The sequence below is a fragment of the Streptomyces sp. NPDC031111 genome (genome assembly GCF_055570675.1).
The window spans coordinates 59,460-86,417 of the sequence record NZ_JBVIGS010000020.1 but is presented as its reverse complement, the minus strand read 5'-3'; the positions used below and the strand labels follow the sequence as shown (position 1 = coordinate 86,417).

Below are 26,958 nucleotides of genomic sequence, written 5' to 3'. Positions count from 1 at the left end.
GGTGACTCACACCTCCTCGGTGAGCAGCGGGTAGACGCCGTTCTCGTCGTGGTCCTCCCGTCCGGTCACGGGCGGGTTGAAGACACAGATGCAGTGGAAGTCCTCCTTGACCTTGAGCGTGTGCCGCTCGTGGCCGTTGAGGAGGTACATGGTGCCGGGCGTGATGGTGTACGTCTTCCCGGTCTCGCGGTCGGTCAGTTCGGCCTCGCCCTGGGTGCAGACGACGGCCTCGATGTGGTTCGCGTACCACATCGACGTCTCCGTACCCGCGTACAGGATCGTCTCGTGCAGGGAGAAGCCGACCTTCTCCTTGGCGAGGACGATGCGCTTGCTCTCCCAGGTGCCGGACGCCGATTTCACGTGCCGGTCGGTGCCTTCGAGCTCCTTGAACGAACGGACGATCACGGTGTTGCGATGCCTCCTCGGCTCGGATGCGTGTTTCAGGCGGTTTCGCGGACGGCGCGGGCCAGGGTCCTGAGGCCCTCGTCCAGCTCGTCCGGGGTGATGGTCAGTGACGGCAGCAGCTTGACGACCTCGCTCTCGGGGCCGGACGTCTCGATCAGCAGGCCCAGCTCGAAGGCGCGCTTGGCGATCCGGCCCGCGCGGTCCTTGTCGTGGAACTCCATGCCCCACACCAGGCCGCGGCCGCGGTACTCCTTGACGTCGGAGAGGTTCTCCTCGGTGATGGCGATCAGCGCCTGCTCGACCTGCTCGCCGCGCGAACGGGTCTGCTTCTCCATCGCGGACCCGTCGGCCCAGTACGCCTCCAGAGCGGCGGTCGCCGTCACGAACGCGGGGTTGTTGCCGCGGAAGGTGCCGTTGTGCTCGCCCGGCTCCCAGACGTCCAGTTCGGGCTTGAACAGGGTCAGCGCCATCGGCAGCCCGTAGCCGCTGATCGACTTGGACACGGTGACGATGTCGGGCGTGATGCCGGCCTCCTCGAAGGAGAAGAAGGCGCCGGTACGGCCGCAGCCCATCTGGATGTCGTCGACGATCAGCAGCATGTCCTGGCGTTCGCACAGCTCGGCCAGGGCACGCAGCCACTCGGGCCGGGCGACGTTGATGCCGCCCTCGCCCTGCACGGTCTCGACGATCACGGCCGCGGGCTTGTTGAGGCCGGAGCCCTGGTCCTCCAGGATCCGCTCGAACCACAGGAAGTCCGGGACCTGGCCGTCGAAGTAGTTGTCGAACGGCATCGGCGTGCCGTGCACCAGCGGGATGCCGGCGCCGGCCCGTTTGAAGGCGTTGCCGGTCACGGCGAGCGAACCCAGGGACATGCCGTGGAACGCGTTGGTGAACGACACGATCGCCTCGCGCCCCTTCACCTTCCGCGCCAGCTTCAGCGCGGACTCCACGGCGTTGGTGCCCGTCGGCCCCGGGAACATGACCTTGTACGGCAGGTCGCGGGGGCGCAGGATCCAGTTCTGGAAGGACTCCAGGAAGGCGCGCTTGGCCGTCGTCGACATGTCGAGGCCGTGGGTGACGCCGTCCCGCTCCAGGTAGTCGATCAGCGCGCGTTTCAGGACCGGGTTGTTGTGCCCGTAGTTGAGTGAGCCGGCCCCGGCGAAGAAGTCGAGGTACTCGTGGCCGTCCTCGTCGTACATGCGGCTGCCGTGCGCACGGTCGAAGACGGTGGGCCAGCCGCGGCAGTAGCTGCGCACCTCGGACTCGAGGGTCTCGAAGACACTGAGGTCGGGCTGGGTGATGGTCACGACGAATCGCTCCTCGGTGGCGTGGGAGGTCAGAGGGAGTCGGAAGATCAGGGGGTCGGGCCGCGCGGTCAGCGGGTGAGAGGCCCGATGCGGTACAGCACCTCGGGGTCGTGCGGCCCGTCGGGGAACTGGCCGGTCTCGAACAGCACCTCGCGCTCCAGCAGGGCGCCGTGGCGCTCCGCGAACGCGGTGAACAGGCGCTCGGACGCGGTGTTGTCCGGCGTGATGGTGGTCTCCACGGTGTCGACGCCGTGCTCCTCGGCGGTCCGGGCGGCCAGTCCGTCGAGCAGGGCGGCGGCGACACCGCGTCCGCGGTACGACGCGTCGACCGCGACCTGCCAGACGAACAGGGTGCGTGGGCCGGCCGGCCGCAGATATCCGCTGACGAAGCCGATCGGCTCTCCGCGCTCGTCGCGGGCGACGGCCGAGGTGGCGGCGAAGTCGCGGCACCACAGCAGATAGCTGTACGACGAGTTCAGGTCGAGGACCTTCGAGTCCCTCGCTATCCGCCACAGCACGGCTCCGTCCGCCACGGTGGGGCGGTCGATTTGCAGGTCTGCTTGTGCGGCAGTCATGCGAATTGAACTTACCCAGGTAAATTCAAAATTGCATCGTCTGACGGGGTTACGTGACGGCTTCATCTGTGTTATCGCGCGGGCGGGCGTGTCCGCGCGAGAACCCGGCCGGATGCACCATTTGTCCTGGTGGATAAGGTGCAAATCGGTCAGGTTGTGAAGCCGGTCACAACTGCGTAACTCCGGTAACGCCCCGCTCCCCGTTCACGAAATCGTGGCGTTTAGGAGCGAAGAAAGCGGGCAGAAGAAGACGGGAAGCTGCTCCGCAGAATAATCGAAAAATAAGCCAAAGAATGCCGCTGAAGAATGCCAGAATTAGCGCCCTGTTAACAGCCTGCGGGCTGGTTCAAGCCCGTCCGGCGTTTGAGGACGAGGCCCGAAGGGCCGAAAGGGGGGTCTGGGGGCGCAGCCCCCAGGGACGGGACGGGAACGGGCGGCGGGGGCGAAAAAACCGAACCCCCGCCCAGCACTCAGCCCCAGGCCTTCTCTGCCGCACGCAACGCCGCCGCCAGATCCACGACCACACCCGCCTCCGCCAGCGCGGCCCCCACCCCCGTCAGACACGCCCGCACCGCCCCCACCGTCGCGTCGCGACCATAGTGGTTCACCCGGATCATCTCCGCGGCGAGCGCACCCCCACCCGCGGCCAGCGGAAGCGAAGGGTCGGCGGCCAGCGCCCGCCCCACCAGCTCCGCCGCCACCGTGCCGGCCGGCACCCGCAGCGTCGTGGCGACCGGCGCCGCCTCCGCCGCGTCCCGCACATACGGCTCCAGCCCCCCGCCCAGCGCGACCGCACCCGCCCGCGTCGCCGCCGCGGCCGCCGCGTGCCGGGCCATCACGGCGTCCAGTCCCGCCGCCTCGATGCGCTCCACGCACGCTTCCAGCGCCAGCATCTCCAGCTGCGCCGGAGCGTGCGGCAGCGCCTTGCGCCCGCTGTCGATCCAGCGTTCCTTCCAGTCCAGCAGGGACAGATAGGAGCGGCGCGGCGCCTTCGGGTTCGCCGCCATCCGCGCCCACGCGCGCTCGCTCACCGACACCGCCGACACCCCGGCCGGACCGCCCATCGCCTTCTGCGCCCCGATCACGCACAGGTCGACGCCCCACGCGTCCGGCAGCACCGGCTCCGCCCCGATCGACGCGACCGCGTCCAGGTAGAACAGGGCCCCGTGGTCCCGTACCACCTCGCCGATCTCCGCGACCGGGTTGGTGTTCCCGGTCGCCGCCTCCGCGTGCACCAGGGACACGAAGTCGATCTCCGGGTGCTCCGCGAGAGCGGATCGGATCTGCTCGGCCGTCACCGCCGTGTGGAACGGCACCGCCAGATCGACGACCGTGGCGCCGCAGTCCCGCAGCCAGTCGCCGAAGGTCTGCCCGTAGGGGCCGGTGATGACGTTCAACGCCGTCGTGCCGGGGCCGGCGGTCGCCCGGATCGCGCCCTCCAGCGGCAGCAGCGCCTCCCCCTGCATGATCACGACGTCCTGCTCGGTGCTCAGCAGCCGTGCCACCCGGTCCTCGATCGAGGCGAAGTGCGCGGCGCCCAGCGGGGGCAGATCGAGGAGAAGGTGGGTCACGGCGGTGCTCTCTCTGCTTCGCGACGGCACGGATATGGACGGAGTCGAGGGTAACTGCCCCTCCGGGCGCCGCTCGACCGGAGGGTTCTCAGGTCCTGAGGCCTCGCAGCCATCGTTTTGGTTTGAGCGGCTCAAACCTCTCCTTATAATCGGAACCCACAGTTCCCTGACAGGAGGCTCCCGTGAAGACGCTCCTCGGCCGCCGGACCCGTGTTCTGGCCGCCACCACCGCGACGGCCGGGCTGGTTCTCCTGACCGCCTGCACCTCCAGCGACGACGGAGGCAGCGGTTCCAAGACCGCCGCCGGCGGGGTCGAGCTCGTCAAGGCGGGCCAGCTCACCACCTGCACCCATCTCCCGTACCCGCCCTTCCAGTCCGAGATCGACGGCAAGGTGCAGGGCTTCGACGTCGCGCTGATCGACCTGGTCGCCGACGACCTCGGGGTGAAGCAGCAGATCCTCGACACGCCGTTCGAGAACTTCAAGACCGGCGCCTTCCTCAACTCCGGCGAGTGCGACCTGGCCGCCGCCGGCATGACCATCACCGACGAGCGCAAGAAGAACGTCGACTTCTCCGACCCGTACTTCAACGCCACCCAGGCCGTCCTGGTCGACAAGGACAGCGGGGTCACCTCCCTCGCCGACGTGAAGTCGAAGAACGTGAAGCTCGGCGCGCAGGCCCAGACCACCGGCGAGGACTACGCCAAGGGCCAGGGCTTCGACCCGGTCTCCTTCGAGTCCTCCGACGCCGTCCTCAACGGCCTGCGCACCGGCCAGGTCAAGGCCGTTGTCATCGACTACCCCGTCGTCCAGGGCTGGCTGAAGGACAAGGCCAACGCCGACGCCTTCGAGGTCGCCGAGCAGATCGACACCGGTGAGCAGTACGGCTTCACGGTGAAGAAGGGCAACACGGCGCTGCGCGAGGCGATCAACAAGGCGCTCGCGGACGCCAAGGCCGACGGCACGTACAAGGAGCTGTACGAGCAGTGGATCGGCCCGTACGACGAGTCCGCCGCCTCGCCGGCCGCATCCTGATTCCATGACCGACACGGAGAAGCCGCCGCTCCAGCCGAAGAAGAAGGGCCTGACGCGGCGCCAGAAGCGCAGCCTGTCGCGCGGCGCCCAGTACGCCGTCTTCGTCGCGGCCGTGATCGCCTTCGCGGTCACGGCCGACTGGGGACGGCTGAAGAACCAGTTCGCGCAGGCCGACATCGCCGAGCGGATGTTCCCCGACGTCATCACGCTGGCGCTGAAGAACACCGTGCTCTACACGGTCACCGGCTTCGCCGTCGGGCTCGCCCTCGGCATGGTGATCGCGCTGATGCGGCTGTCGTCCGTCGGGCCCTACCGCTGGCTGGCCGGCGTCTACATCGAGATCTTCCGCGGCCTGCCCGCCCTGCTGATCTTCATCTTCATCGGTGTCGCCGTGCCGCTCGCCTTCCCCGGCACGGAGATCATCGGCGGCACCTACGGCAAGGTCGCCCTCGCGCTCGGCCTGGTGGCCGCCGCGTACATGGCGGAGACGATCCGGGCCGGCATCCAGGCCGTGCCCAAGGGGCAGATGGAGGCCGCCCGTTCGCTGGGCTTCTCGCCCGTCCGCGCCATGGTCTCGATCATCATCCCGCAGGCCTTCCGGATCATCCTCCCGCCGCTCACCAACGAACTCGTCCTGCTCTTCAAGGACTCCTCGCTGGTGCTGTTCCTCGGCGTCACCCTGGAGGAGCGGGAGCTGTCCAAGTACGGCCGCGACCTGGCCAGCCAGACCGCCAACTCCACACCCATCCTGGTGGCCGGTCTGTGCTACCTGCTGATCACCATCCCGCTCGGCTTCGTCGTGCGCCGCATGGAGGCCAAGGCCCAGGAGGCCGTGAAATGAGCCGACCGGAGATCCGCGTCAGCGGACTGCACAAGTCCTTCGGCAGCAACGAGGTGCTGCGCGGCATCGACCTGGAGATCCGCCAGGGCGAGGTCGTCTGCGTCATCGGCCCCTCCGGCTCCGGCAAGTCGACCCTGCTGCGGTGCGTGAACCTGCTGGAGGAGCCCACCAAGGGCCAGGTCTTCGTCGGCGGTACGGAACTCACCGACCCGGACGTCGACATCGATGCCGTACGCCGCCGTATCGGCATGGTCTTCCAGCAGTTCAACCTGTTCCCGCACCTCACGGTGACCGAGAACCTCACGCTGCCGCAGCGCAGGGTGCTCCGACGGGACAAGGCGCAGGCGGCGAGGGTGGCCGCCGAGAACCTGCGGCGGGTGGGCCTCGCCGAGAAGGCGGACGCCTACCCGTCCTCCCTCTCCGGCGGCCAGCAGCAGCGCGTCGCCATCGCCCGCTCGCTGGCGATGGGCCCCGAGGTGATGCTGTTCGACGAGCCGACCTCGGCGCTCGACCCCGAGCTGGTCGGCGACGTGCTCGCGGTGATGCGGATGCTGGCGACCGAGGGCATGACGATGATGGTGGTCACCCACGAGATGACCTTCGCCCGCGAGGTCGCCGACCGGGTCGTCTTCATGGACGGCGGAGTGATCGTCGAGGACGGCACCCCCGAGCAGGTCATCGGCAACCCCCGGCACGACCGCACCCGCCACTTCCTCTCCCGCCTCCTCGACCCCGCCATGGCGGACGTGGAGGAGGAGACTTCCGACCAGGTGGGCAAGTCCGAGTAGCGCCTGACTAGGGTGCGGTACATGAGCGAACGCGCGGTGCTGCACGTGAAGGGGCGGATCCTCGTCGGCCCGGACGAGGTCCGCGACGAGCTGTGGGTGATCGACGGCCGGATCTCGTACGACCGTCCCGTCGGCGCCCGTGACATCCGCACCGTCGACGGCTGGGCGCTGCCCGGGCTGGTCGACGCCCACTGCCATGTGGGCCTCGACCGGCACGGCGCCGTCCCCGAGGACGTCGCGGAGAAGCAGGCGCTCACCGACCGCGACGCCGGCGCCCTGCTGCTGCGCGACGCGGGCTCGCCCTCCGACACCCGCTGGATCGACGACCGCGACGACCTCCCGAAGATCATCCGGGCCGGCCGGCACATCGCCCGCACCCGCAGGTACATCCGCAACTACGCCTGGGAGATCGAGCCCGAGGACCTCGTCGCGTACGTCGCCCAGGAGGCCCGGCGCGGCGACGGCTGGGTCAAGCTGGTCGGCGACTGGATCGACCGCGACCTGGGGGATCTGTCGGCCTGCTGGCCGCGCGGGGCGGTCGAGGCGGCGATCGCCGAGGCGCACCGGCTGGGTGCCCGCGTCACCGCGCACTGCTTCGCCGAGGACTCCCTGCGGGACCTGGTCGAGGCCGGCATCGACTGCGTCGAGCACGCCACCGGCCTCACCGACGACACCATCCCGCTCTTCGCCGAACGGGGTGTCGCGATCGTCCCCACCCTCGTCAACATCGCCACCTTCCCGGCACTCGCCGACGGCGGCGAGTCCCGGTTCCCGCGCTGGTCGGCCCATATGCGCCGACTCCACGAACGCCGCTACGACACCGTGCGCTCCGCCTACGACGCCGGCATCCCCGTGTTCGTCGGCACGGACGCCGGCGGCACCCTCCCGCACGGCCTGGCGGCCGACGAGGTCGCGGAACTGGCCAAGGCCGGGATCCCGCCGGTCGAGGCGCTGGCCGCCGGCACCTGGGCGGCCCGGAAGTGGCTCGGCCGGCCCGGACTTGAGGAGGGCGCACCGGCGGACCTGGTGGTCTACGACTCCGACCCGCGCGCGGACGTCCGCACACTCACGGATCCGCGCCGGGTGGTACTCAACGGGCGTGTGGTGGCGTAGGAGTGCCCGCCCGGTGGGGCGTACGTGGGTGACGGCGACGAACAGTCGTACCCCGCGATTCGAACGCGCCCTCCAAACCTCCTCCAAGGAGTGAAGTGTCGGCGGATTGCTGACGGCTCGCCGTTCGCGCGGACATTCTTTCCGGGTCCCAGTCATGTCTCATGGGGGTCCCAGCACCTTGTACACCATCAACGTCCGTACGCCCGCACGCCGTTGGGCCGCCATCGCCGCGGCCACCGCTCTCGCCGCGGGGCCCGTCGCCCTGGCCGGCGCGGGCTCCGCGCACGCCACCGAGGGCCACGGCAGCGCGAGCGCCGCCGTGCTGCGCACCGGGCTCGACGTGTCCCTGCTCAACAAGACCGTCCACGCCCCGCTCACCGTGACCCTCAACGAGGTCCGGGCACCCGAGAGTGCGCGGAAGACGGCCCTCACCGCCACCCTGGACGGCGTGAACGGCGGCAAGCCCTTCAGCGTGCTGCGGGCGGACGTGGCCGACGCGAAGGCGACGGTGGACGGCGGCCGGGCCGAGGCGTCCACCACCCTCTCCAGGGCCCGGCTCCACGTCCCCGGTCTGCCGCTGCTGTCGGTCGTCGAACTCGAGGCGGTGAGCTCCAAGGCGGTCTGCGAGGCCGGGAAGACCCCGCACGCCTCGGCGACGCTGCCCGCGTCGGTGACCGTCCTCGGCAAACGCGTCACGCTGACCGCGGGCGGTCCCACGCATGTCGAGGTGCCGGGGGTCGGGTCGGTCCGGCTGGACCTGTCGAAGACCGAGACCACGTCGACGACGGCCGCGGCGACCGCCCTTCGGCTCAAGGTCTCCGTCAACCCGCTGAAGCTGAATGTCGCCGAGGTGGAGGGCACGGTGACCCTGGCGGAGGCCAAGTGCGAGGCGCCTGCCGTCGGCGAGGTGCAGCCGCAGGGGGCGCGGGCGGAGCAGGCTGCGCCGGCGGGGGCGAACCTGGCCGAGACGGGTGGCGACTCGATGACGCCGTACATCGCGGGCGGCGCGGTCGCCCTGCTGGCGGCGGGAGGGGGAGCGGTGCTGCTGTCGCGCCGACGCCGCGGCAACTGACTTGACTCGCCCCCGCCGCCCCTTCCCATTCCCGTTCCCTGGGGGCTGCGCCCCCGGACCCCCCTTTCGGCCCTTCGGGCCTCGTCCTCAAACACCGGACGGGCTGAATTCAGCCGACCGGGGTGAAAATCAGCCCCTCCGGCGTTTGAGGAGCGGGGGTCCGGGGGCAGCGCCCCCGGGGGACGGGGACGGGAAGGGGCGGCGGGGGCGAAATCAGGCTGCTTCCAGTACCCGGCCCAGCGCGCGCAGGAAACCCTCCGTCGTCTCCCGGTCCCGTACCGCCAACCGCAGCCACTCCTCGTCCAGACCAGGGAACGTGTCCCCGCGACGAACCGCGTAGCCAAGGCCCCGCAGCCGGCTGCGCACGTCCGCCGCGCCCGGCATCCGCACCAGCACGAAGGGCCCCTCCGCGGGCCCCACGACCCGAACCCCGCGCCCGGAGAAGGCCCGCAACCCCGCGACCAGATGCGCCCGGTCCACCGCCACCCGGCGCGCCGCACGATCCGCCTCCACCAGCGCCCGCGCCCCCACACACGCCTCCGCAGCCACCAGCGCCGGCGTGGACACCGGCCACAACGGCTGGACCCGCTCCAGTTCCGCCACGATCTCCGGCGCCGCCAGCACATAGCCGATCCGCAGCCCCGCCAGCCCCCACGTCTTGGTGAGGCTGCGCAGCACCACCAGCCCCGGCACATCGGTCCGCCCGGCCAGCGCCTCGCGCTCGCCCGGCACCGCGTCCATGAACGCCTCGTCCACCACCAGCGTCCGCCCGGGACGCGCCAGCCGGGCGATGTCCGCGGCCGGGTGCAGCACCGACGTCGGGTTGGTCGGGTTGCCGATCACCACCAGGTCGGCGTCCTCCGGCACCGCCGCCGGGTCCAGCCGGAAGCTGTCCACCTCCCGCAGCAGGACCCGGTCCACGGTGTGCCCGGCGTCCCGCAGCGCCGCCTCCGGCTCCGTGAACTGCGGATGCACCACCACCGGCCGGCTCACCTTCAGCGCCCGCGCCAGCAGCACGAACGCCTCCGCCGCACCGGCCGTCAGCAGCACCCGCTCCACCGGCAGCCCGTGCCGCGCAGCCACCGCCGCCCGGGCCGCCCGCCCGTCCGGATAGGCGGCCAGCCCGGACAGCGACCCGGCGATGCGCTCCCGCAGCCACGCCGGCGGCGTGTCCGCGCGGACGTTCACCGCCAGGTCGACCAGCCCGGAGCCGTCGTCCCGGAGCTCGGCGTCGCCGTGATGCCGCAGATCGTGCCCGCCGGCCGTCGGCTCAGTGCGCATGGGAGTGCGCGTGGCCGTGCCCGTGATGGTGGTGGCCGTCGTCGTCCGGGTGGAAGTGCGGCTGCTGCGGCAGCCCCACCTTGTCCTCGAACCCCGGCAGCGCGATCCGGTACACACACGAGTCGCAGTTCATCCGGAGATCACCCTTCACCGCCTCCTCGTACCGCTCCATCACCAGATCCAGCAGCTCCGGCTCCGGACCGATGACGTCCGCCGACCGCACCTCGGTCCCCGGATTCGCCGCCGCCCACTCCTCCGTCTGCCGCCGCACCCGGTCCGGCAGGATCCCGGTGAACAGGAAGTACGGCAGGACGACGACCCGGCGGGCGCCCAGCCGCGCGCACCTCTCCAGCCCGCTCGGCACGTCCGGTGCCGCCAGCGACACGAACGCCGTCTCCACGCCCGCCCAGCCGCGCCCCTCCCACAGCAGCCGCGCCGCCTTGAACACCTCCGCGTTGGCGTCCGGGTCCGTCGACCCGCGCCCCACCAGCAGCACGGTCACCTCGGACGGGTCCCAGGACGGATCCACCGCCTCCGCCAGCCGCCGCTCCAGCACGCCCAGCAGCGCCGGGTGCGGGCCCAGGGGACGGCCGTACGTGTACGAGATCCCGGGGTGGCGTTCCTTCTCGCGGGCCAGCGCGGCCGGGATGTCGCCCTTGGCGTGCCCGGCGGACACCAGCATCAGCGGCACCGCCGCGAACCGCCGCACCCCCCGCTCCACCAGCTCGGCGACGGCCTCGCCCAGCGGCGGCGGGGACAGCTCGATGAACCCGCCGGCGACGGGCAGTTCGGGATGGCGGCGCCCCAGCGCCCGCACGAAGTCGCGGAACGCCTCCGCTCCGGCGTCGTCCCGGGTGCCGTGGCCGGCGATGAGCAGGGCGGGCGGGGTGGTCACAGGTTCTCCTCGGATGGGATCGGGTGGTACAGCAGGGCGTTGAGCGCGGCGGCGGCCACCGCCGACCCGCCCTTCTCGGACACGTTGCTCACGGCGGGCAGCCCGCTCGCCCGCAACGCGGCCTTGGACTCGGCCGCCCCGACGAAACCGACGGGCAGCCCGATGACGAGCGCGGGGGAGGCGTCCAGGGTGAGCAGTTCCTCCAGGGCGGTCGGCGCGCAGCCGATCACCCACAGGGCACCGGGCCCGACCTCCTCGTACGCCAGCCGCACGGCGTGCGCCGAACGCGTCAGACCGGGCCCGGACCGCGCGCCGCTCAGCCGGCACACGGTCTCGCGGCGGGTGATCCCGGCCGCGACCATCTCCACGTCCACCACGACCGGCGCCCCGGCGTGCAGCGCGGCGTGGGCCCTCGCCAACTCGCCCTCGTCCATGACGAGATCGGACGCGTACTCCAGGTCGGCGGCCGAGTGGATGACCCGCTCGACCACCGCCCGGGTCAGCGGCGGGAAGTGCGAGGTGTCGAGGCGGGCGCGCAGCCGCCGGAAGGACTCCTGCTCGATGGGGTGCACCACACGGTTCACCGCGACTCCTCCTGCCAGCGGTAGCCGCGCGGGGTGACCATGCGCCCCGCGATCTCCCGGGTCGCCGTGTTGCCCACGGTCACGACCGTCATCATGTCGACCGTCGCCGGATCCAGCGCGGCCAGCGTGGTCAGCCGGCTCGACTCGTCCGCGCGGGACGCGTTGCGCACGACCCCGACGGGAGTCGCCGGCTCCCGGTGCTCCGCGAGGATCGCGAGGGCCTTCGGCAGCTGCCAGTCACGGCCCCGGCTGCGCGGGTTGTAGAACGTCACCACGAGGTCGGCCTCGGCCGCCGCCCGCACCCGCCGTTCGATGACCTCCCACGGCGTGTGCAGGTCGGACAGGCTGATCGACACATGGTCGTGGCCCAGCGGCGCGCCCAGGATCGCCCCGGCCGCCAGCGCCGCCGTCACGCCCGGCACCCCGACCACGTCGATGTCGTCGGACGCCTCCGCGAGCGCCGGCGAGGCCATGGCGTACACGCCCGCGTCGCCGCTGCCGATCAACGCGACCGCCTGCCCGCGCCGGGCCTCCGCGACGGCCGTGCGCGCCCGCTCCTCCTCCGCCCCGAGACCGGACTCCAGCACCCGCGTGCCCGGCCGCAGCAGATCGCGGATCTGGTCGACGTACTGGTCCAGACCCACCAGCACGGACGCGCGCCGCAACTCCGCCTTCGCCCGGGGGGTGAGCAGATCCCGGGCGCCGGGACCGAGCCCGACCACGGCGAGTCGCCCGCGCCCCGGACGGCGTACGACGGCACAGGTCGCCATGGCGGGACGGGCCCCGGACTTCTTCTTGGGTACGAGCAGGTCGCCCCCGCCGATCAGCGCCGCCGCCTCCGCGACGGACGGCGTGCCCACGGCGGCGAGCGGCGCGTCGGAGGGGTTGGGCACGTCGACGCCCGCCAGTTCCTCGGCGGAGTACGTCACCACGGGCACCCCGAGCCGCGCGGCGGCCCCCACGATGCCGGGCTCCCGCGACTTGGCGTCGACGGTGGCGAGTTCGGCGACGGCACGAGGGGACAGACCTGCCTTGCGCAAGGTCTCCGCGATCAGTTCCAGGACCTCCTCGACCGGCGCCCCCTTGGACGCGCCGACCCCGACCACCAGCGTCGGCGGACGCAACCACACCTCCCCGTCACCGGGGTCACCGGCACGGTCGGTCACCCGGACCCTGCGGTCCCCCGCGGAGCCGAACGGCAGCGGCGGCAGCGGCCACGCCACCTCCGTCTCCAGCGCGACCGGCTCACCGTCCAGCAGGGCCCGCGTCACCCCGGCGACATCGCCCTCATAGGGCAGCCCGAGGGTGTCCAGGCCGGGGATGCCGACCGCGTCCGTCGCCGTGGTCACCACGGGCTCGGCGTCCAGCAACTCGCCCACCGCGCGGGCGAGTTCGTTGGCACCGCCACCGTGCCCGCCGAGCAGGGCGACGGCGTGGCGCCCGCCCTCGTCGACGCACACCACGCCCGGGTCGCCCGCCTTGTCGCCCAGCAGGGGCGCGACGAGCCGTACGACCGCTCCCGTGGCCAGGAAGCACACCAGCTGCTCGCACTCGGCGAACGCCCGCCGCACGGCGTCGGCGACGGGGCCGTCGTACACCCGCGTCCGCTCCGGCCACGCCGCGGCCAGCCGGTCGCGCGCCGCCGCCCCCGCCGCGGTGGCGGAAATGAGGCCGATCACTGGGTATCTCCTTCGCTACGGGCCGGAGGGCGCACGCCCCACAGCAGGAAAACGGGATTGGTCGCCGCCAGCCGGGTCACGTCACCCGGCAGCGGCGCCAGCCGGGACGAATGGAGCAGCACGCCGTCGCAGTCGAACCCGGCACCTTCCAGGGCCGCGCGGGCCGCCGGGACCCGGTCGAGCGCGGCCATGGCGACGACCACCGCGCGCCGCGCCCGCCGCGCGCACGCGGTGACGACGGCCGGCAGCTCGCGCCCCCCGCCGCCCACGAACACGGCGTCGGGGTCGTCGAGATCGGACAGCACGGCCGGCGCCGCCCCGTGCACCACGTGCACGTCGACACCGTGCGCGGCGGCGTTGGCGCGCACCCGCTCCACACCGTCCGCGGTCTTCTCCACCGCCGTCACCGCGGCACCGAGCCGCGCGCACTCCACGGCCACCGAACCGGAGCCCGCGCCGACGTCCCACACCAGGTCGCCGGGGCGGGGCCCCAGCCGGGCGAGCGCCAGCGCCCGCACCTCGAACTTGGTGATCATCGAATCGCGGTGGGCGAACTCGTTATCGTCCAGCGCCCATCCGGCGGGCGGCAGCGGCAGCCCGGCGTGTGCGCGCACGGGCCCCAGCGCCCGCTTCTCGTCCAGGCTGATCACGACGCTGACCGCCGTCCCCCAGTCGCGGGCCGCGGCCTCGGCGGCCGTGACCCGCTCCAGGCGCTCCTCGGAGGTGCCCAGAGCGGTGGCGACGACCAGGACACGGCCGTACGACCGCAGCGCGGCCCCCAGCTCGGCGGGCCCGGCGCCGGGCCCGGTGAGCACCGCGACCTTCGGGTACGCCCGGCAGACGTTGACCGCCGTACGCGCGTCACGCCCGTGCGCGCTGACCACCACGGCGTCCTCCCACGGCAGCCCGGCCCGCGCGAACGCGGTCGCCACCGAGGACACCCCGGGGCGTACGTCCAGCCGCTGCGGGCCGAACCGCTCGGCCAGCGCCCGCACGATCCCGAAGAACCCGGGGTCGCCCGAGGCCAGTACGACGACGGAACGGTCCTTCGCCACGTACTCCGCGATCGTGTCGAGAGCGGGCGCCAGAGGCCCGAGCACGATCCGCTCGGCTGTCCCGGGAAGCGCCACGGCCTCCAGGTGCCGCCGCCCGCCCACGACGAGCTCCGCACCGGCCAGGACGCCCACCGGGACCGGCTGCCCGACGACCGTGATCACGTGGAGGCACCCCGTTCGCGCAGGGCCCTGCGGGCCTCGGGGTCGGCCTTGCGGAAGCCGTGGAAGTGACCCGGGTGGTACAGGTGGGAGCGGGTGCCGTGCGCGTCGAGCGCCGGGCCGACCAGGAACAGCGTGTGCTTCCAGAGCTTGTGCTCCTTGACCGTCTCCTCCAGCGTGCCGATCGTGCACTTCACGACCAGTTCCTCCGGCCAGGTCGCCTGATACGCGACGACGACCGGGGTGTTCGTCGGGTAGCCGCCCTCCAGCAGCTCCCGCACCAGCTGCCCGCTGCGGGCGGCCGACAGGAAGACCGCCATGGTGGTGCCGTGCTTGGCGAACTCCCGCACCTCCTCGCCGGGCGGCATCGGCGTCTTGCCGCCGCCGAGCCGGGTCAGCACGACCGACTGCGCCACCTCGGGGATGGTCAGCTCCCGCTGCGCGAGCGCCGCGACGGCGGAGAACGACGACACACCGGGCACGATCTCGGTCGCGATGCCGAGCTCCGCGCACCGGTCGACCTGCTCCTGCGTCCCGCCCCACAGCGCGGGGTCGCCCGAGTGGATCCGCGCGACCTTCAGCCCCCGCGCGCGGGCCCGCTCGTACACGGCCACCACGTCCTCCAGGGACATCGTGGCCGAGTCGAGGATCTCGGCACCCTCACGCGCGTGCTGAAGGACCTCCTCCTGCACCAGGCTGGCGGCCCAGATCACGATGTCGGCCTCGGCGATGGCCCGCGCGGCCCGGAACGTCAGCAGATCGGCGGCGCCGGGACCGGCCCCGACGAAGGTCACCTTGCCGGTGGGGGCGTCGGCCATGGAAATGGGTCCTCTCCTGCGAGTGGTCGGAAGTCGTTGGGTGGTGAGCGGCTGTCACGCGTGCGCGACCGGCCGCCGATCGGATACGAAGAGCACATGGCGGTCCTCGTCGCGCTCGGCGCGTTCCTGATGACGCTGGCCGGCGGCTGGTCGGCACACCGCGTGACCGACCGCCGCCACCTGGTGCTGGGCCTGGCCGGCGGGCTGATGCTCGGCGTCGTCGGCCTCGAACTCCTGCCGGAGTCCCTGGAGGCGGCCGGCGCCGAGGTGTACGGCGTCCCCGCGGCCCTGCTGCTCTTCGTCACCGGCTTCCTGCTGGCCCATCTGGTGGAACGCCTGCTGGCCCACCGTCAGGCGGCGCACGGCGCCGAGGAGAGGAACGGCCGCACGCCCGAGGTGGGCCTCACGGCCGCCGCCGCGATGGTCGGTCACAGCGCCATGGACGGCATCGCGATCGGCGCCGCGTTCCAGGTCGACGGCGGCATGGGAGCCGCCGTCGCGGTGGCCGTGATCGCCCACGACTTCGCGGACGGCTTCAACACGTACACCCTCACCCGCGCCTACGGGAACGCCCGCCGCCGCGCGCTGATGATGCTGTTCGCGGACGCGGCGGCACCGGTCGCCGGCGCCGCGTCGACGCTGTTCCTCACCATCCCGGAACCCCTGCTCGGCGGCTACCTCGGCCTGTTCGGCGGCGCGCTGCTCTACCTGGCGGCGGCCGAGATCCTGCCCGAGGCCCACCACCAGCACCCCGCCCGCTCCACACTCCTGTGCACGATCGTGGGAGCGCTGTTCATCTGGCTGGTGGTGGGCGCCGCGCACTGAGCACGACCCGGCGGGGCTCACAGCTTCCCGCCCCGCCCGCCGTCGCGCCGGGGCGGCGCGATGAGCGTCGAGAGATACGGCAGGGGCGTCCCGTCCAGCTCCTCGGCCGACCGGACCGACTCCTCCGGCAGCCCGAGCGCCGACCCCCACACCGCGTCACCGATCCGCCCGGTCTCCCGCAGTGCCTCGGCGACCTCACCGGCCTGCCGCCCGAACTTGTACGCGACGACGGTCCCGGGCCCGGCCAGCGCGTCCTTCAGCACGGCGGCCCCGGCGGTCACCGGCACCAGCGTGAGCGGTTCGGTCCCCTCGGTCAGCACGGCCCCGGAACGCGCCGCGAGATCCTGCATGGCGGTGATCCCCGGAACGGTCTCCACGACCGTCCCCGGCACCGACTCGGCGACGGTCTGCGCGAGATACGTGAACGTCGAGTACACATTGGGGTCCCCGATGGTCGCGAAGGCGACGACCGCGTGCTCCCGCAGCAGCCCGGCCACCCGCTCCCCGGCGGCGTCCCAGGCCGCCTCGCGCCGCGCCCGGTCGGTCCGCTCGTTCAACGCGAACACCACCCGGACGATCTTCCCGGCGGGCACGTAGTGCAGCACGGTCGCCTCGGCCCGCCCGCGTTCACCGGTGTCCATGACGGGTACGACGACGACATCGGCGGCCCGCAGCGCGTTGACCCCCTTGACGGTCACCAGCTCCGGATCCCCGGGACCGACCCCGACCCCGATCAGCCTGTTGCTCATGACGTCCGGCACCTCTCCACGAACCGACGGGCGACACCGGGCTCGGACGCCCAGTGCGTGTGCAGATAGCTCGCGTGCACACCGCGCTGTACGAATCCCTCGACACGCCGCTCGGGCGTCCGCATCCCCCAGGCGGGCGCGGCACCGGCGCCCGGCTCGACCACGGTCCGGTGGAACTCGTGCCCCCGCATCCGCGTCCCGGCGCCGGCCAGCACGCTGTCACTCACGGCCACGGCGTCCCGATACCCCAGGGTCAGCCGCTCGGACATCCGCGCGGAGGCGTCCAGCACCCCGCACATGGGCAGCCCGTCCAGCTCCCGGCACAGATACAGCAACCCCGCACACTCGGCCGCCACAGGAGCCCCGCTCTCCGCGAGGGCTGCGACGGACTTCCTGAGCCGCTCGTTGGCGGACAACTCGGCGGCGTACACCTCGGGAAACCCGCCCCCGATGACGAGCCCGGCGGTCCTCTCGGGCAGCTCCTCGTCCCGCAGGGGATCAAAGGTGACGACTTCGGCCCCGGCAGCGGAGAGCAACTCGGCATGCTCGGCATAGGAAAACGTGAACGCGGCACCCCCGGCGACCGCGACAACCAGCCCGTCCGGCGCTTGAGGACGAGGCCCGAAGGGCCGACGGGGGTCTGGGGGCGCAGCCCCCAGGGACGGGACGGGAAGGGGCGGCGGGGGCGAGAAACGCAAAGCCTCACCCGCATCCCACCCGACACCCGCCAACGCCCCCGCACTCCGTGCCAGCGTGAGCAACGCCGACAGATCACACCCGTCGGCCACCTGCGCGGCCATCGCGTCAACAGCCTCGACAGCCAAGGAACCCCGCTCGGCAACCGGCACCAACCCCAGATGCCGACCCGGCGTCTCCACACGCGCGGCCCGCCGCAACACCCCCATCACAGGAACCCCGACGGAGTCCAACGCCTCCCGCAACAACCCCTCATGCCGATCCGAGGCAACCTTGTTGAGGATCACGCCCCCGACCCGCACCTCGGGATCCCAGCTCACGAACCCGTGCACCAGCGCCGCCACCGACCGGGACTGCGACGACGCGTCGACCACCAGCACCACCGGCGCCCGAAGCAACTTCGCCACCTGCGCGGTCGACGCCAGCTCTCCCTCGCCCGCGGCCCCGTCGTACAGCCCCATCACACCCTCGACGACGGCGACGTCACACCCCCGCGCACCATGCGCGAACAGCGGCGCGACCAGGTCGGGCCCGCACAGATACGCGTCGAGATTCCGCCCGACCCGCCCGGTGGCGAGCGAGTGATACCCGGGATCGATGTAGTCGGGCCCCACCTTGTGCGGAGACACGGCGAGCCCCCGCGCGGACAGCGCGGCCATCAACCCCGTGGCAACGGTGGTCTTCCCGCTCCCCGACGAGGGCGCGGCGATCACCAGCCGCGGAACGGAGCTCACCACTCGATGCCCCTCTGCCCCTTCTGCCCGGCATCCATGGGGTGCTTGACCTTGGACATGTCGGTGACGAGATCGGCGAATTCGACGAGCTTCTCGGGCGCGTTCCGCCCCGTGATCACCACGTGCTGCGTCCCCGGCCGCTCCCGCAGCACGGACACCACCTCGTCGGTGTCCACCCACCCCCAGTGCATCGGGTAGGCGAACTCGTCCAGCACGTACAGCTTGTACGTCTCGGCGGCGAGATCCCGCTTGACCTGCTCCCAGCCCTCCCGGGCCTTCTCCTCGTTGTCCATCTGATCGTCCCGCTGCACCCAGGACCAGCCCTCGCCCATCTTGTGCCAGTCCACGGTCCCGCCCTCACCGGAGGCACCGAGCACCCGCAGGGCGTTCTCCTCGCCGACCTTCCACTTCGCCGACTTGACGAACTGGAACACCCCGATCGGCCACCCCTGGTTCCAGGCCCGCAACGCCAGCCCGAACGCGGCCGTCGACTTGCCCTTCCCGACGCCCGTGTGCACGACGACCAGCGGCCGATTACGCCGCTGACGCGTCGTCAGCCCGTCCTCGGGTACGACACTCGGCTGCCCCTTCGGCATTACGCGGCCCTCCTCGAAGTCCCCTGCACGTCCTTCACCAGCCCGGCGATCGAGTCGGCCCGCAACTCGTCCAGCGTCGCGGCGGTCCCGCCCAGCTCACCGGCCAGCTGCCCCGCGAGCCCCAACCGCACCGGCCCCGACTCGCAGTCCACGACCACCGACGCGACCCCGTCGGCGGCGAACAGCCGCGCCGCCCGCCCCGCCAGCGCGACCGGCTCCGGACCACCCGTCGCACGCCCGTCGGTCACCACCACGACCAGCGCACGCCGCGCCGGGTCCCGCAGCCGCTCCACCCGCAGCACGTCATGCGCCTTGAGCAGCCCCGCCGCGAGCGGGGTCCGCCCACCGGTGGGCAGCGACTCCAGCCGCGCCGCCGCGGCGTCCACCGACGAGGTGGGCGGCAGTGCCACATCGGCCGCCGAGCCCCGGAAGGTCACCAGCCCCACCTTGTCCCGCCGCTGATAGGCGTCGAGGAGCAGCGACAGCACGGCACCCTTCACGGCACTCATCCGCTGCCGTGCGGCCATCGACCCGGAGGCGTCCACGACGAACAGCACGAGGTTGCCCTCCCGCCCTTCGCGCACCGCCTGCCGCAGATCGTCCCGCCGCACCACGAGTCCCGTCCCGGACCGCCCCCGGGCCCGCTGATGCGGTGCCGCCGCCCGCACGGTCGCCGCCAGGTGCAGCTTGGTCAGCGCACCGTCCGGCCGCCGCGCACCCGTCGTACGCCCGTGCTGGGTCCGCGCCCGCGACCGCCGCCCGGCGGACCCCTCACCGATCCCGGGGACGCTCAGCACCTTGGTGCGGAACGGCTCGGCGGCACCCACCGGGGACCGCTCACCGGAGCCGGCACCCGCGGGCTGCTCGGCCTCCCCGGCGTCCCCGGCCGGAGCCTCCGCGTCACCGCCGCCCTCCGGCCCGTCCGGACCTTCCGCGGGCGGCTGCCCGCCACCCCCGTCGGGCCCGTCAGGATCGGTGTCGGGACCGTCGTCGTCCCCGAACTGCTCCAGCGTCTCGTCGAGCTTGTCCTCGTCCAGGCCGGGCGCGTCGAACGGATTCCTCCTCCGCCGGTGCGGCAGCGCCAGCAGCGCCGCCTGCCGCACGTCCTCGGCGAGCACCTCGTCCCGCCCCGCCCAGGCCGCCAGCGCCGTCGCCGTGCGCGCCATCACGATGTCGGCCCGCATGCCGTCCACCTCGAACGCCGCACAGGTCGCCGCGATCTGGCGCAGCGCCCCGTCCCCGAGCCGCACCGACGGCAACAGCTCCCGCGCCGCGACGATCCGCGCCCGTACGGACGCCTCCTCGTCGGCCCACCGCGCGGCGAACCCGGCGGGGTCGTCGTCGTAGGCGAGCCGCCGCCGTACGACCTCCACGCGCTGGTCGGGCTCCCGCGAGGCGGCCACCTCCACGGTCAGCCCGAACCGGTCGAGGAGCTGCGGCCGCAGCTCGCCCTCCTCGGGATTCATGGTCCCGACGAGCAGGAACCGCGCGGCGTGCCGTACGGAGACACCCTCGCGCTCGACGTACGAGGCACCCATCGCGGCCGCGTCCAGCAGCAGATCGACCAGGTGGTCATGGAGGAGGTTGACCTCGTCCACGTACAGGATTCCCCGGTGCGCGTCGGCGAGCAGCCCCGGCTCGAAGGCCTTGACGCCCTCCGCCAGCGCCCGCTCGATGTCGAGCGCGCCGACCAGCCGGTCCTCGGAGGCCCCGACGGGCAACTCGACCATGCGCGCGGGCCGTACGGCACCGCCGCCGCTCTCGTGCGGCCCGTCAGGACACGCGGGGTCCGGGGCCGAGGGATCGCAGGAGAACCGGCACCCGGGCACCACGGCCACCTCCGGCAGCAGCGCCGAAAGCGCCCGCACCGCCGTCGACTTGGCGGTGCCCTTCTCGCCGCGCACCAGCACCCCGCCGACCGCCGGCGAGACGGCGTTCAGCAGCAGCGCGAGCCGTAGATCGTCCTGGCCGACGACGGCCGTGAACGGAAAGGGGGTGGTCACTGGTCGTCGCCCTCCAGATCGCCTTCGAGTTCCAGATAGGTCGCGCGCAGCCGCTCCAGCGTGTCCGTGTCCGGCTCGGCCCACAGCCCCCGGTCGGCGGCCTCGAGCAGCCGCTCCGTGATGCCCCGCAGCGCCCACGGGTTGGACTGCTTCATGAAGTCCCGGTTCTCCGGGTCGAAGACGTACTCCGCGCTGAGCTTCTCGTACATCCAGTCGTCGACGACGCCCGCGGTGGCGTCGTAGCCGAAGAGATAGTCCACGGTGGCCGCCATCTCGAAGGCGCCCTTGTAGCCGTGCCGCCGCATCGCCGCCATCCAGCGCGGGTTGACCACGCGGGCGCGGAAGACGCGGTGGGTCTCCTCGCCCAGCGTCCTCGTCTTCACCTGGTCCGGTACGGCCGAGTCGCCGACGTACGCCTCCGGGCTCGCGCCCGTCAGGTGCCGCACCATGGCCACCATGCCGCCGTGGTACTGGAAGTAGTCGTCCGCGTCGACCAGATCGTGCTCGCGGGTGTCGACGTTCTTCGCCGCCACCGCGATCCGCCGGAACGCCGTCTCCATGTCCCCGCGCGCCGCCCGTCCGTCGAGCCCGCGCCCGTAGGCGTAGCCGCCCCAGACGGCGTACACCTCGGCGAGGTCCGCGTCCGACCGCCAGTTCCGCGCGTCGATCAGGGGGAGCAGCCCCGCCCCGTACGCGCCCGGCTTCGAGCCGAAGACGCGTGCCGTGGCCCGCCGCCGGTCGCCGTGCTCGGCGGTGTCCTCGTCGGCGTGTGCCCGTACGTAGTTGGACTCGGCGGGCTCGTCCAGCTCCGCCACCGCCCGCACCGCGTCGTCGATCAGCCCGACGACGTGCGGGAACGCGTCCCGGAAGAACCCGGAGATACGGACCGTGACGTCGATGCGCGGCCGGCCCAGCTCCTCCAGGCCGACGACCTCGAACCCGGTCACGCGCCTCGACGCGTCGTCCCACACCGGACGGCAGCCCAGCAGCGCGAGGATCTCGGCGATGTCGTCGCCCTGCGTGCGCATCGCCGACGTCCCCCACACCGTGAGCCCGACGGACTTCGGATACTCACCCGTGTCCTGGAGATACCGCTGCACCAGCGAGTCGGCGAGCGACTGCCCGACCTCCCAGCTCAGCCGCGACGGAATCGCCTTGGGGTCGACGGAGTAGAAGTTCCGTCCCGTCGGCAGCACGTTGACCAGGCCGCGCGTGGGCGAACCCGACGGGCCCGCCGGGACGTAACCGCCGTCCAGCGCCCGCAGGACGTGCCCGATCTCGTCCGTCGTCCGGGCCAGCCGGGGCACGACCTCCTCGCACGCGAACCGCACCACGGCCACCGCGTCCGGGAGTTCCGTGCCCAGCACGTCCCGCACGAGAGCACCGCCCTCACCGGCCGCCCAGCCGCGCTCCTCCATGCCCTCCGCGATCCGCCGGCACAGCTGCTCCAGCAGGTCGATCGCGTCGGCGCCGGTACGCGCCGGGCCGTCCACCAGATCCGTCAGCTCCACCGGCACCTTCACCGGCGCCCCCGGCTCGGCCAGCAGCTCCTTCTCCACGAGCCCGAAGTGCGCGGCCAACGCGGCCCGCAGCCCCGGCAGCGCGTTCGCCTGCCCGCCCCACACCTGCGAGGCGCGCAGCACCGCCAGGACGAGGTTCACGCGCGGCTCGCCGACCGGGCCGCCGCCCAGGATGTGCAGGCCGTCACGGATCTGCACGTCCTTGATCTCGCACAGATAGCCGTCGATGTGCATGACGAACTCGTCGAAGTCGTCGTCGTCCGGCTGGTCGTCCACATGCAGGTCGTGGTGGAGCTCGGCGGCCTTCACCAGCGTCCAGATCTGCGCCCGCACCGCCGGTGCCTTCGCCGGGTCCAGATCGGAGACCAGCGCGTACTCGTCGAGCAGCTGCTCCAGCTTCGCCAGATCGCCGTAGGTGTCGGCCCGCGCCATCGGCGGCACCAGGTGGTCGACGACCGTCGCGTGCCCGCGCCGCTTGGCCTGCGTGCCCTCGCCGGGGTCGTTGACGATGAAGGGGTAGATCAGCGGCAGTTCACCGAGCACCGCGTCCGGCGCGCACCCGGCGCTCAGCCCCAGCCCCTTGCCCGGCAGCCACTCCATCGTGCCGTGCTTGCCCATGTGCACGATCGCGTCGGCGCCGAAACTGTTCTCCAGCCACCGGTAGGCCGCCATGTAGTGGTGGGAGGGCGGCATGTCGGGGTCGTGGTAGATCGCGATCGGGTTCTCGCCGAAACCGCGCGGCGGCTGGATCATCACCACGACGTTCCCGAACCGCAGCGAGGCGAGGACGATGTCCTCCCCGTCGACGTACAGCGAACCCGGCGGCTCGCCCCACGCCTCCCGCATCCCGTCCCGCAGCTCCGGGTCCAGCTTCTCGAACCACGCCCGGTAGTCCGCCAGCGGCACCCGGGCGGGTGCGGCGGCCAGCTGCTCCTCGGTGAGCCACTCCACGTCGTGCCCGCCGGCCTCGATCAGCCGGTGGATCAACTCGTCCCCATTGTCCGGGTATTCGGTCAGTGCGTACCCGGCGTCCCGCAGCGCGTCCAGCACCCGCACCGCCGACGCGGGCGTGTCCAGGCCGACCGCGTTGCCGACGCGCGAGTGCTTCGTCGGGTACGCGGTGAAGACGAGCGCGAGCTTCTTCTCGGCGTTCGGCTTGTGCGCCAGCCGGGCGTGCCGTACGGCGATGCCGGCCACCCGCGAGGCCCGTTCCGGGTCGGCGACGTACACGGGCACGTCGTCCGGGCCCTGCTCCTTGAAGGAGAACGGCACGGTGATCAGGCGCCCGTCGAACTCGGGGATCGCCACCTGCATCGCCGCGTCCATCGGGGACAACGCGGCGTCCGACTCGTCCCACGCGGCCCGCGAGGACGTCAGACAGAGCCCTTGCAGCACGGGCACGTTCAGGTCGGCGAGCGCGCCGATGTCCCACGCCTCCTCGTCGCCGCCCGCCGAGGCCCCCGAGGCGTGCGTGCCACCGGCGGCGAGGACGGTCGCGACGAGTGCGTCGGTCCGGCCGAGGATCTCGTACAGTCCCGCGTCGGCGCCGCGCAGCGAACCGCAGTACACGGGGAGGGCGTTGGCGCCCCGCGCCTCGATCGCGTCGCACAGGGTGTCCACGAAGGCGGTGTTGCCGCTCAGTTCGTGCGCGCGGTAGAAGAGCACGCCGACCGTCGGACGGTCCTCCCGCACGGCGCGGGCGCCGTGGACGCCGTACTCCGGCATCTTCCGGGGCTCCTCGAACCCCTCACCGGTCAGCAGCACCGTGTCCGACAGGAACCGGGCCAGCTCGGTCAGGTTGTCCGGACCGCCCTCGACGAGGTACCGCAGCGCCTCCGCCACCACACCGGCCGGCACCGTCGACTCGGCCATCAGCTCCGCGTCCGGCACGGCCTCCCCGCCGAGCAGCACCGCCGGGATGCCGGACGCCTTGAGCGCCGCGAGCCCGTCCTCCCAGGCGCGCTTGCCGCCCAGCAGGCGTACGACGGCGAGGTCCGCCCCGTCGAGCAGCGCGGGCAGCTCGTCCGTGACGTCCACGCGGGTCGGGTTGCCGATCCGGTAGGCGGCGCCGGAGGCACGGGCCGCCAGCAGGTCCGTGTCGGCGGTCGACAACAACAACACTGTGCTCATGCGGGCGCTCCCGGTGGAATGAAGGGCAGTCCTCGTGGCGCGCCGGACTCGATGAGCCGCCACAGCGCGTCCGTGTCCGCGTGCTGTTCGATCAGGTCGCCGAGCCGGTCGAGCTGCTCCTCGCGCAGCGCGGCGAACGAGGTGTCGGGGGCCGGCACGAAGCGGCGTCCCGCGGCGGCGGCCACCTCGCGCAGGAAGGCGCGCCGGAAGCCGTCGGACTCCAGCGAGCCGTGCCAGTGGGTGCCCCAGGTCTGTCCGACCCGGCAGCCGTCCAGGAAGGCCTCGCCACCGGTGACGTCGGCGACCCCGTGATGGATCTCGTACCCCTCGACCCGCTCCCCGAGGGCCCGGCCGACGGGACGCGTGAGCGTCTTCTCGCGGGCGAACCGCACCCGCACGGGCAGCAGTCCGAGCCCGTCCACGTGCCCGGCGCGGGACTCCACGTCGTCCTCGATGTGCTCGCCGAGCACCTGGAAGCCGCCGCAGATCCCGAGGACCGGCCGCCCCTCGGCCGCCCGCCGCGCCAGCGCGTCCGCCAGTCCGCGCTCCCGCAGCCACTCCAGCGCCCGGACGGTCCCGCGGGTCCCGGGTACGACCACGAGGTCGGCGTCGGCCAGCTCCTCGGGACGGTCCACGAACCGCACCACCACACCCGGTTCGGCGGCGAGGGCGTCCACGTCGGTGAAGTTGGACATCAGCGGCACCGCGCACACTGCGACCCGCAGCACGTCCTCGCCGACGGGCGGTGCCACCACCGACTCCCGCACGGCGCCGCGCAGCGAAACCCTCAGCCCGTCCTCCTCGTCGATGCCGAGCCCGTGCCGGAAGGGCAGCACGCCGTACGTACGCCGTCCCGTCAGGCCGTGCAGCATGTCCAGGCCCGGTTCCAGCAGCGACACATCGCCCCGGAACTTGTTCACCAGGAACCCGGCGACCAGGTCCTGGTCCTCGCGGGACAGCAGCGCGACCGTGCCGAAGAACGACGCGAAGACGCCACCACGGTCGATGTCGCCCACCACGAGAACCGGCAGCCCGGCGCCCCGGGCGATCCCCATGTTCACGATGTCGGTGCGCCGCAGATTGATCTCGGCCGGGCTTCCGGCACCTTCACAGATCACCGCGTCATACGTGCCCCGCAACTGCTCCAGACAGTCCAGCACCGTGCCCAGCAACCGTTGTTGGCGCCCGCCGTGGTAGCCGCGCGCGCTCAACTCGCCGACCGGCTTGCCCAGCAGCACCACCTGGCTGGACTGCTCGCCGCCCGGCTTGAGCAGCACCGGGTTCATCAGCGCGGTCGGCTCCACCCGGCAGGCCTGGGCCTGCATGGCCTGCGCCCGCCCGATCTCGGCGCCCTCCCGGGTCACGAACGAGTTCAACGACATGTTCTGCGCCTTGAACGGGGCCACCTTGACGCCCTGCCGCGCCAGCCACCGGCAGATCCCGGCGGTCACCACGCTCTTGCCGGCGTCCGAGGTGGTCCCGGCGACCAGCAGACCCCCACCGCTCATGACGTACGTCCCTTCACGACGCTCCGTGCGGCGGCAGCGACCCCGAGCGCGAGCCAGCCGACCCGCCGCGAGAGCCGTACCGCCCGGTCGATGTCGGCGACGGCCACGGCACGCCCGCCGCCGTTGAGGACGGGCCGGTGCTCGACCCGCCCGCCGTAGGAGAGGGTTCCGCCGAGCCGCACCCCGAGCGCGCCCGCGAAGGACGCCTCCACGGGTCCGGCGTTGGGGCTCGGATGCTTCGCGGCATCGGCGCGCCACGCCCGCACAGCCCCGCGCGGGTCGGATCCCGCGAGCGCGGCGAGTACGGCGGTCAGCCGCGCCCCCGGCCATCCGGCGACGTCGTCGAGGCGGGCGGAGGCCCAGCCGTAGCGGCGGTGGCGGGGGGACTTGTGGCCGACCATCGCGTCCAGCGTGTTGACGGCCCGGAAGCCGAGCAGTCCCGGCACCCCGGCGACGGCACCCCACACCAGCGCGCCCACCACGGCGTCGGAGGTGTTCTCGGCGACGGACTCCACCACCGCGCGGGCGATGCCGTCGGCGTCCAGGGCCTGCGGGTCCCGGCCGCACAGGTGCGGCAGCCGCGCCCGGGCCGCCTCGACGTCCCCGGCCTCCAGCGCCCGCTCGATGGCGCGGGCCTCCCGGGCCAGCGAGGTCCCGCCGACGACGGCCCAGGTGGCCACGCCGGTCAGGGCGACGGAGGCGGCGGGGGAGGAGCGTACGCAGCGGGCGGCGAGGGCGCCCAGCGCCACGGTCCCGCCGACGCACACGGCGGCGTGCACCGCGCCCCGGCCCCGGTCGTCCCGCCACAGCACTCGTTCCACGGCAGCCGCGGCCCGCCCGAAAGCGGCGACCGGATGGCCCCGGCGGGGATCGCCGAGCAACAGGTCGCCGAGGAGGCCGGCGGCGGCGCCGTACGCGAACACGCGATCGGCACCCATGGGTTCAGCCGGTGACGGATCCGGAGGGAGCGGCCCCGAGGTGGGGCGGGGTCTCGCTGGTCGACCTCAACAGGCAGCCGCG

Annotated in this window: 23 protein-coding genes; 6 read left to right on the top strand and 17 right to left on the bottom strand. The window is 72.8% G+C overall.

Annotation, left to right across the window (positions count from 1 at the left end; all coding sequences use genetic code 11):
* Positions 1-6: 6 nt before the first annotated feature.
* The 4 genes from ACZ470_RS32685 to ACZ470_RS32670 all read right to left on the bottom strand — a co-directional run bounded on the left by ACZ470_RS32685 (position 7) and on the right by ACZ470_RS32670 (position 3,858).
* Positions 7-405 carry an ectoine synthase gene (locus tag ACZ470_RS32685; protein ID WP_468433114.1) on the bottom strand — a complete coding sequence of 133 codons (399 nt, stop codon included), beginning with the start codon at positions 403-405 and terminating at the stop codon, positions 7-9.
* Positions 406-440: 35 nt separating this feature from the next.
* The gene (gene ectB / locus ACZ470_RS32680) at positions 441-1,712 is read right to left on the bottom strand and encodes a diaminobutyrate--2-oxoglutarate transaminase (protein ID WP_468433112.1); all 1,272 of its coding nucleotides are present in this window, start codon (positions 1,710-1,712) and stop codon (positions 441-443) included.
* Between the two features lie 68 nt (positions 1,713-1,780).
* Complete coding sequence (gene ectA / locus ACZ470_RS32675) at positions 1,781-2,287, bottom strand: diaminobutyrate acetyltransferase (RefSeq protein WP_468433110.1); 507 nt, start codon at positions 2,285-2,287, stop codon at positions 1,781-1,783.
* Between the two features lie 470 nt (positions 2,288-2,757).
* Positions 2,758-3,858: a pyridoxal-phosphate-dependent aminotransferase family protein gene (locus ACZ470_RS32670; protein WP_468433109.1), complete on the bottom strand. Its 1,101-nt coding sequence runs from the start codon at positions 3,856-3,858 to the stop codon at positions 2,758-2,760.
* A 182-nt stretch (positions 3,859-4,040) separates the two neighbouring features.
* On the opposite strand from ACZ470_RS32670, the gene ACZ470_RS32665 reads away from it, so the two are divergent.
* The 5 genes from ACZ470_RS32665 to ACZ470_RS32645 all read left to right on the top strand — a co-directional run bounded on the left by ACZ470_RS32665 (position 4,041) and on the right by ACZ470_RS32645 (position 8,706).
* Entirely contained in the window at positions 4,041-4,892 is an 852-nt protein-coding gene (locus ACZ470_RS32665; RefSeq protein WP_468433107.1) for a transporter substrate-binding domain-containing protein, read from the top strand.
* Positions 4,893-4,896: 4 nt separating this feature from the next.
* Positions 4,897-5,733, top strand: a complete 837-nt coding sequence (locus tag ACZ470_RS32660) for an amino acid ABC transporter permease (protein ID WP_468433105.1) — start codon at positions 4,897-4,899, stop codon at positions 5,731-5,733.
* Complete coding sequence (locus ACZ470_RS32655; protein WP_468433103.1) at positions 5,730-6,521, top strand: amino acid ABC transporter ATP-binding protein; 792 nt, start codon at positions 5,730-5,732, stop codon at positions 6,519-6,521. Before ACZ470_RS32660 ends, ACZ470_RS32655 begins: the two co-directional genes overlap by 4 nt.
* Before the next feature lie 21 nt (positions 6,522-6,542).
* Complete coding sequence (locus ACZ470_RS32650; RefSeq protein ID WP_468433101.1) at positions 6,543-7,634, top strand: amidohydrolase family protein; 1,092 nt, start codon at positions 6,543-6,545, stop codon at positions 7,632-7,634.
* A 154-nt stretch (positions 7,635-7,788) separates the two neighbouring features.
* The gene (locus ACZ470_RS32645; RefSeq protein ID WP_468433099.1) at positions 7,789-8,706 is read left to right on the top strand and encodes an SCO1860 family LAETG-anchored protein; all 918 of its coding nucleotides are present in this window, start codon (positions 7,789-7,791) and stop codon (positions 8,704-8,706) included.
* A gap of 213 nt (positions 8,707-8,919) precedes the next feature.
* Here ACZ470_RS32645 and cobC read toward each other — a convergent pair whose 3' ends face one another.
* The 6 genes from cobC to cobM are packed head-to-tail and all read right to left on the bottom strand — an operon-like array spanning position 8,920 to position 15,177.
* Entirely contained in the window at positions 8,920-9,987 is a 1,068-nt protein-coding gene (gene cobC, locus ACZ470_RS32640; RefSeq protein WP_468433097.1) for an Rv2231c family pyridoxal phosphate-dependent protein CobC, read from the bottom strand.
* Positions 9,977-10,882, bottom strand: coding sequence for a sirohydrochlorin chelatase (locus ACZ470_RS32635; RefSeq protein ID WP_468433095.1), 906 nt, complete (start codon positions 10,880-10,882; stop codon positions 9,977-9,979). The genes cobC and ACZ470_RS32635 overlap by 11 nt, the downstream gene beginning before the upstream one ends.
* The gene (locus ACZ470_RS32630; RefSeq protein ID WP_468433093.1) at positions 10,879-11,466 is read right to left on the bottom strand and encodes a precorrin-8X methylmutase; all 588 of its coding nucleotides are present in this window, start codon (positions 11,464-11,466) and stop codon (positions 10,879-10,881) included. The genes ACZ470_RS32635 and ACZ470_RS32630 overlap by 4 nt, the downstream gene beginning before the upstream one ends.
* Entirely contained in the window at positions 11,463-13,145 is a 1,683-nt protein-coding gene (gene cobJ, locus ACZ470_RS32625) for a precorrin-3B C(17)-methyltransferase (protein ID WP_468433091.1), read from the bottom strand. Before cobJ ends, ACZ470_RS32630 begins: the two co-directional genes overlap by 4 nt.
* Complete coding sequence (gene cbiE, locus ACZ470_RS32620; RefSeq protein WP_468433089.1) at positions 13,142-14,362, bottom strand: precorrin-6y C5,15-methyltransferase (decarboxylating) subunit CbiE; 1,221 nt, start codon at positions 14,360-14,362, stop codon at positions 13,142-13,144. Before cbiE ends, cobJ begins: the two co-directional genes overlap by 4 nt.
* Positions 14,359-15,177 carry a precorrin-4 C(11)-methyltransferase gene (cobM, locus tag ACZ470_RS32615; RefSeq protein ID WP_468433087.1) on the bottom strand — a complete coding sequence of 273 codons (819 nt, stop codon included), beginning with the start codon at positions 15,175-15,177 and terminating at the stop codon, positions 14,359-14,361. Before cobM ends, cbiE begins: the two co-directional genes overlap by 4 nt.
* A 96-nt stretch (positions 15,178-15,273) precedes the next feature.
* Here cobM and ACZ470_RS32610 point away from each other — a divergent pair, with 96 nt between their 5' ends.
* Complete coding sequence (locus tag ACZ470_RS32610; RefSeq protein WP_468433085.1) at positions 15,274-16,002, top strand: ZIP family metal transporter; 729 nt, start codon at positions 15,274-15,276, stop codon at positions 16,000-16,002.
* 17 nt (positions 16,003-16,019) lie between these two features.
* On the opposite strand, the gene cobI is transcribed toward ACZ470_RS32610, so the two are convergent.
* From cobI to ACZ470_RS32575, 7 genes are read right to left on the bottom strand one after another with little or no spacing between them, the layout of a single operon-like run.
* Positions 16,020-16,751 (bottom strand): precorrin-2 C(20)-methyltransferase, encoded by a 732-nt coding sequence (gene cobI / locus ACZ470_RS32605; protein WP_468433083.1) that lies wholly within the window; start codon positions 16,749-16,751, stop codon positions 16,020-16,022.
* Positions 16,748-18,184, bottom strand: coding sequence for a cobyrinate a,c-diamide synthase (locus ACZ470_RS32600; RefSeq protein ID WP_468433081.1), 1,437 nt, complete (start codon positions 18,182-18,184; stop codon positions 16,748-16,750). The genes cobI and ACZ470_RS32600 overlap by 4 nt, the downstream gene beginning before the upstream one ends.
* Positions 18,178-18,777 carry a cob(I)yrinic acid a,c-diamide adenosyltransferase gene (gene cobO / locus ACZ470_RS32595; protein WP_468433079.1) on the bottom strand — a complete coding sequence of 200 codons (600 nt, stop codon included), beginning with the start codon at positions 18,775-18,777 and terminating at the stop codon, positions 18,178-18,180. The genes ACZ470_RS32600 and cobO overlap by 7 nt, the downstream gene beginning before the upstream one ends.
* Positions 18,777-20,780: a putative cobaltochelatase gene (locus ACZ470_RS32590; protein WP_468433077.1), complete on the bottom strand. Its 2,004-nt coding sequence runs from the start codon at positions 20,778-20,780 to the stop codon at positions 18,777-18,779. Before ACZ470_RS32590 ends, cobO begins: the two co-directional genes overlap by 1 nt.
* Positions 20,777-24,430 carry a cobaltochelatase subunit CobN gene (cobN, locus tag ACZ470_RS32585; RefSeq protein ID WP_468433075.1) on the bottom strand — a complete coding sequence of 1,218 codons (3,654 nt, stop codon included), beginning with the start codon at positions 24,428-24,430 and terminating at the stop codon, positions 20,777-20,779. Before cobN ends, ACZ470_RS32590 begins: the two co-directional genes overlap by 4 nt.
* On the bottom strand, positions 24,427-25,938 hold the full coding sequence (locus ACZ470_RS32580; protein WP_468433074.1) for a cobyric acid synthase: 1,512 nt from the start codon (positions 25,936-25,938) through the stop codon (positions 24,427-24,429). Before ACZ470_RS32580 ends, cobN begins: the two co-directional genes overlap by 4 nt.
* Positions 25,935-26,876: a cobalamin biosynthesis protein gene (locus ACZ470_RS32575; RefSeq protein ID WP_468433073.1), complete on the bottom strand. Its 942-nt coding sequence runs from the start codon at positions 26,874-26,876 to the stop codon at positions 25,935-25,937. The genes ACZ470_RS32580 and ACZ470_RS32575 overlap by 4 nt, the downstream gene beginning before the upstream one ends.
* Positions 26,877-26,958 lie beyond the last annotated feature (82 nt).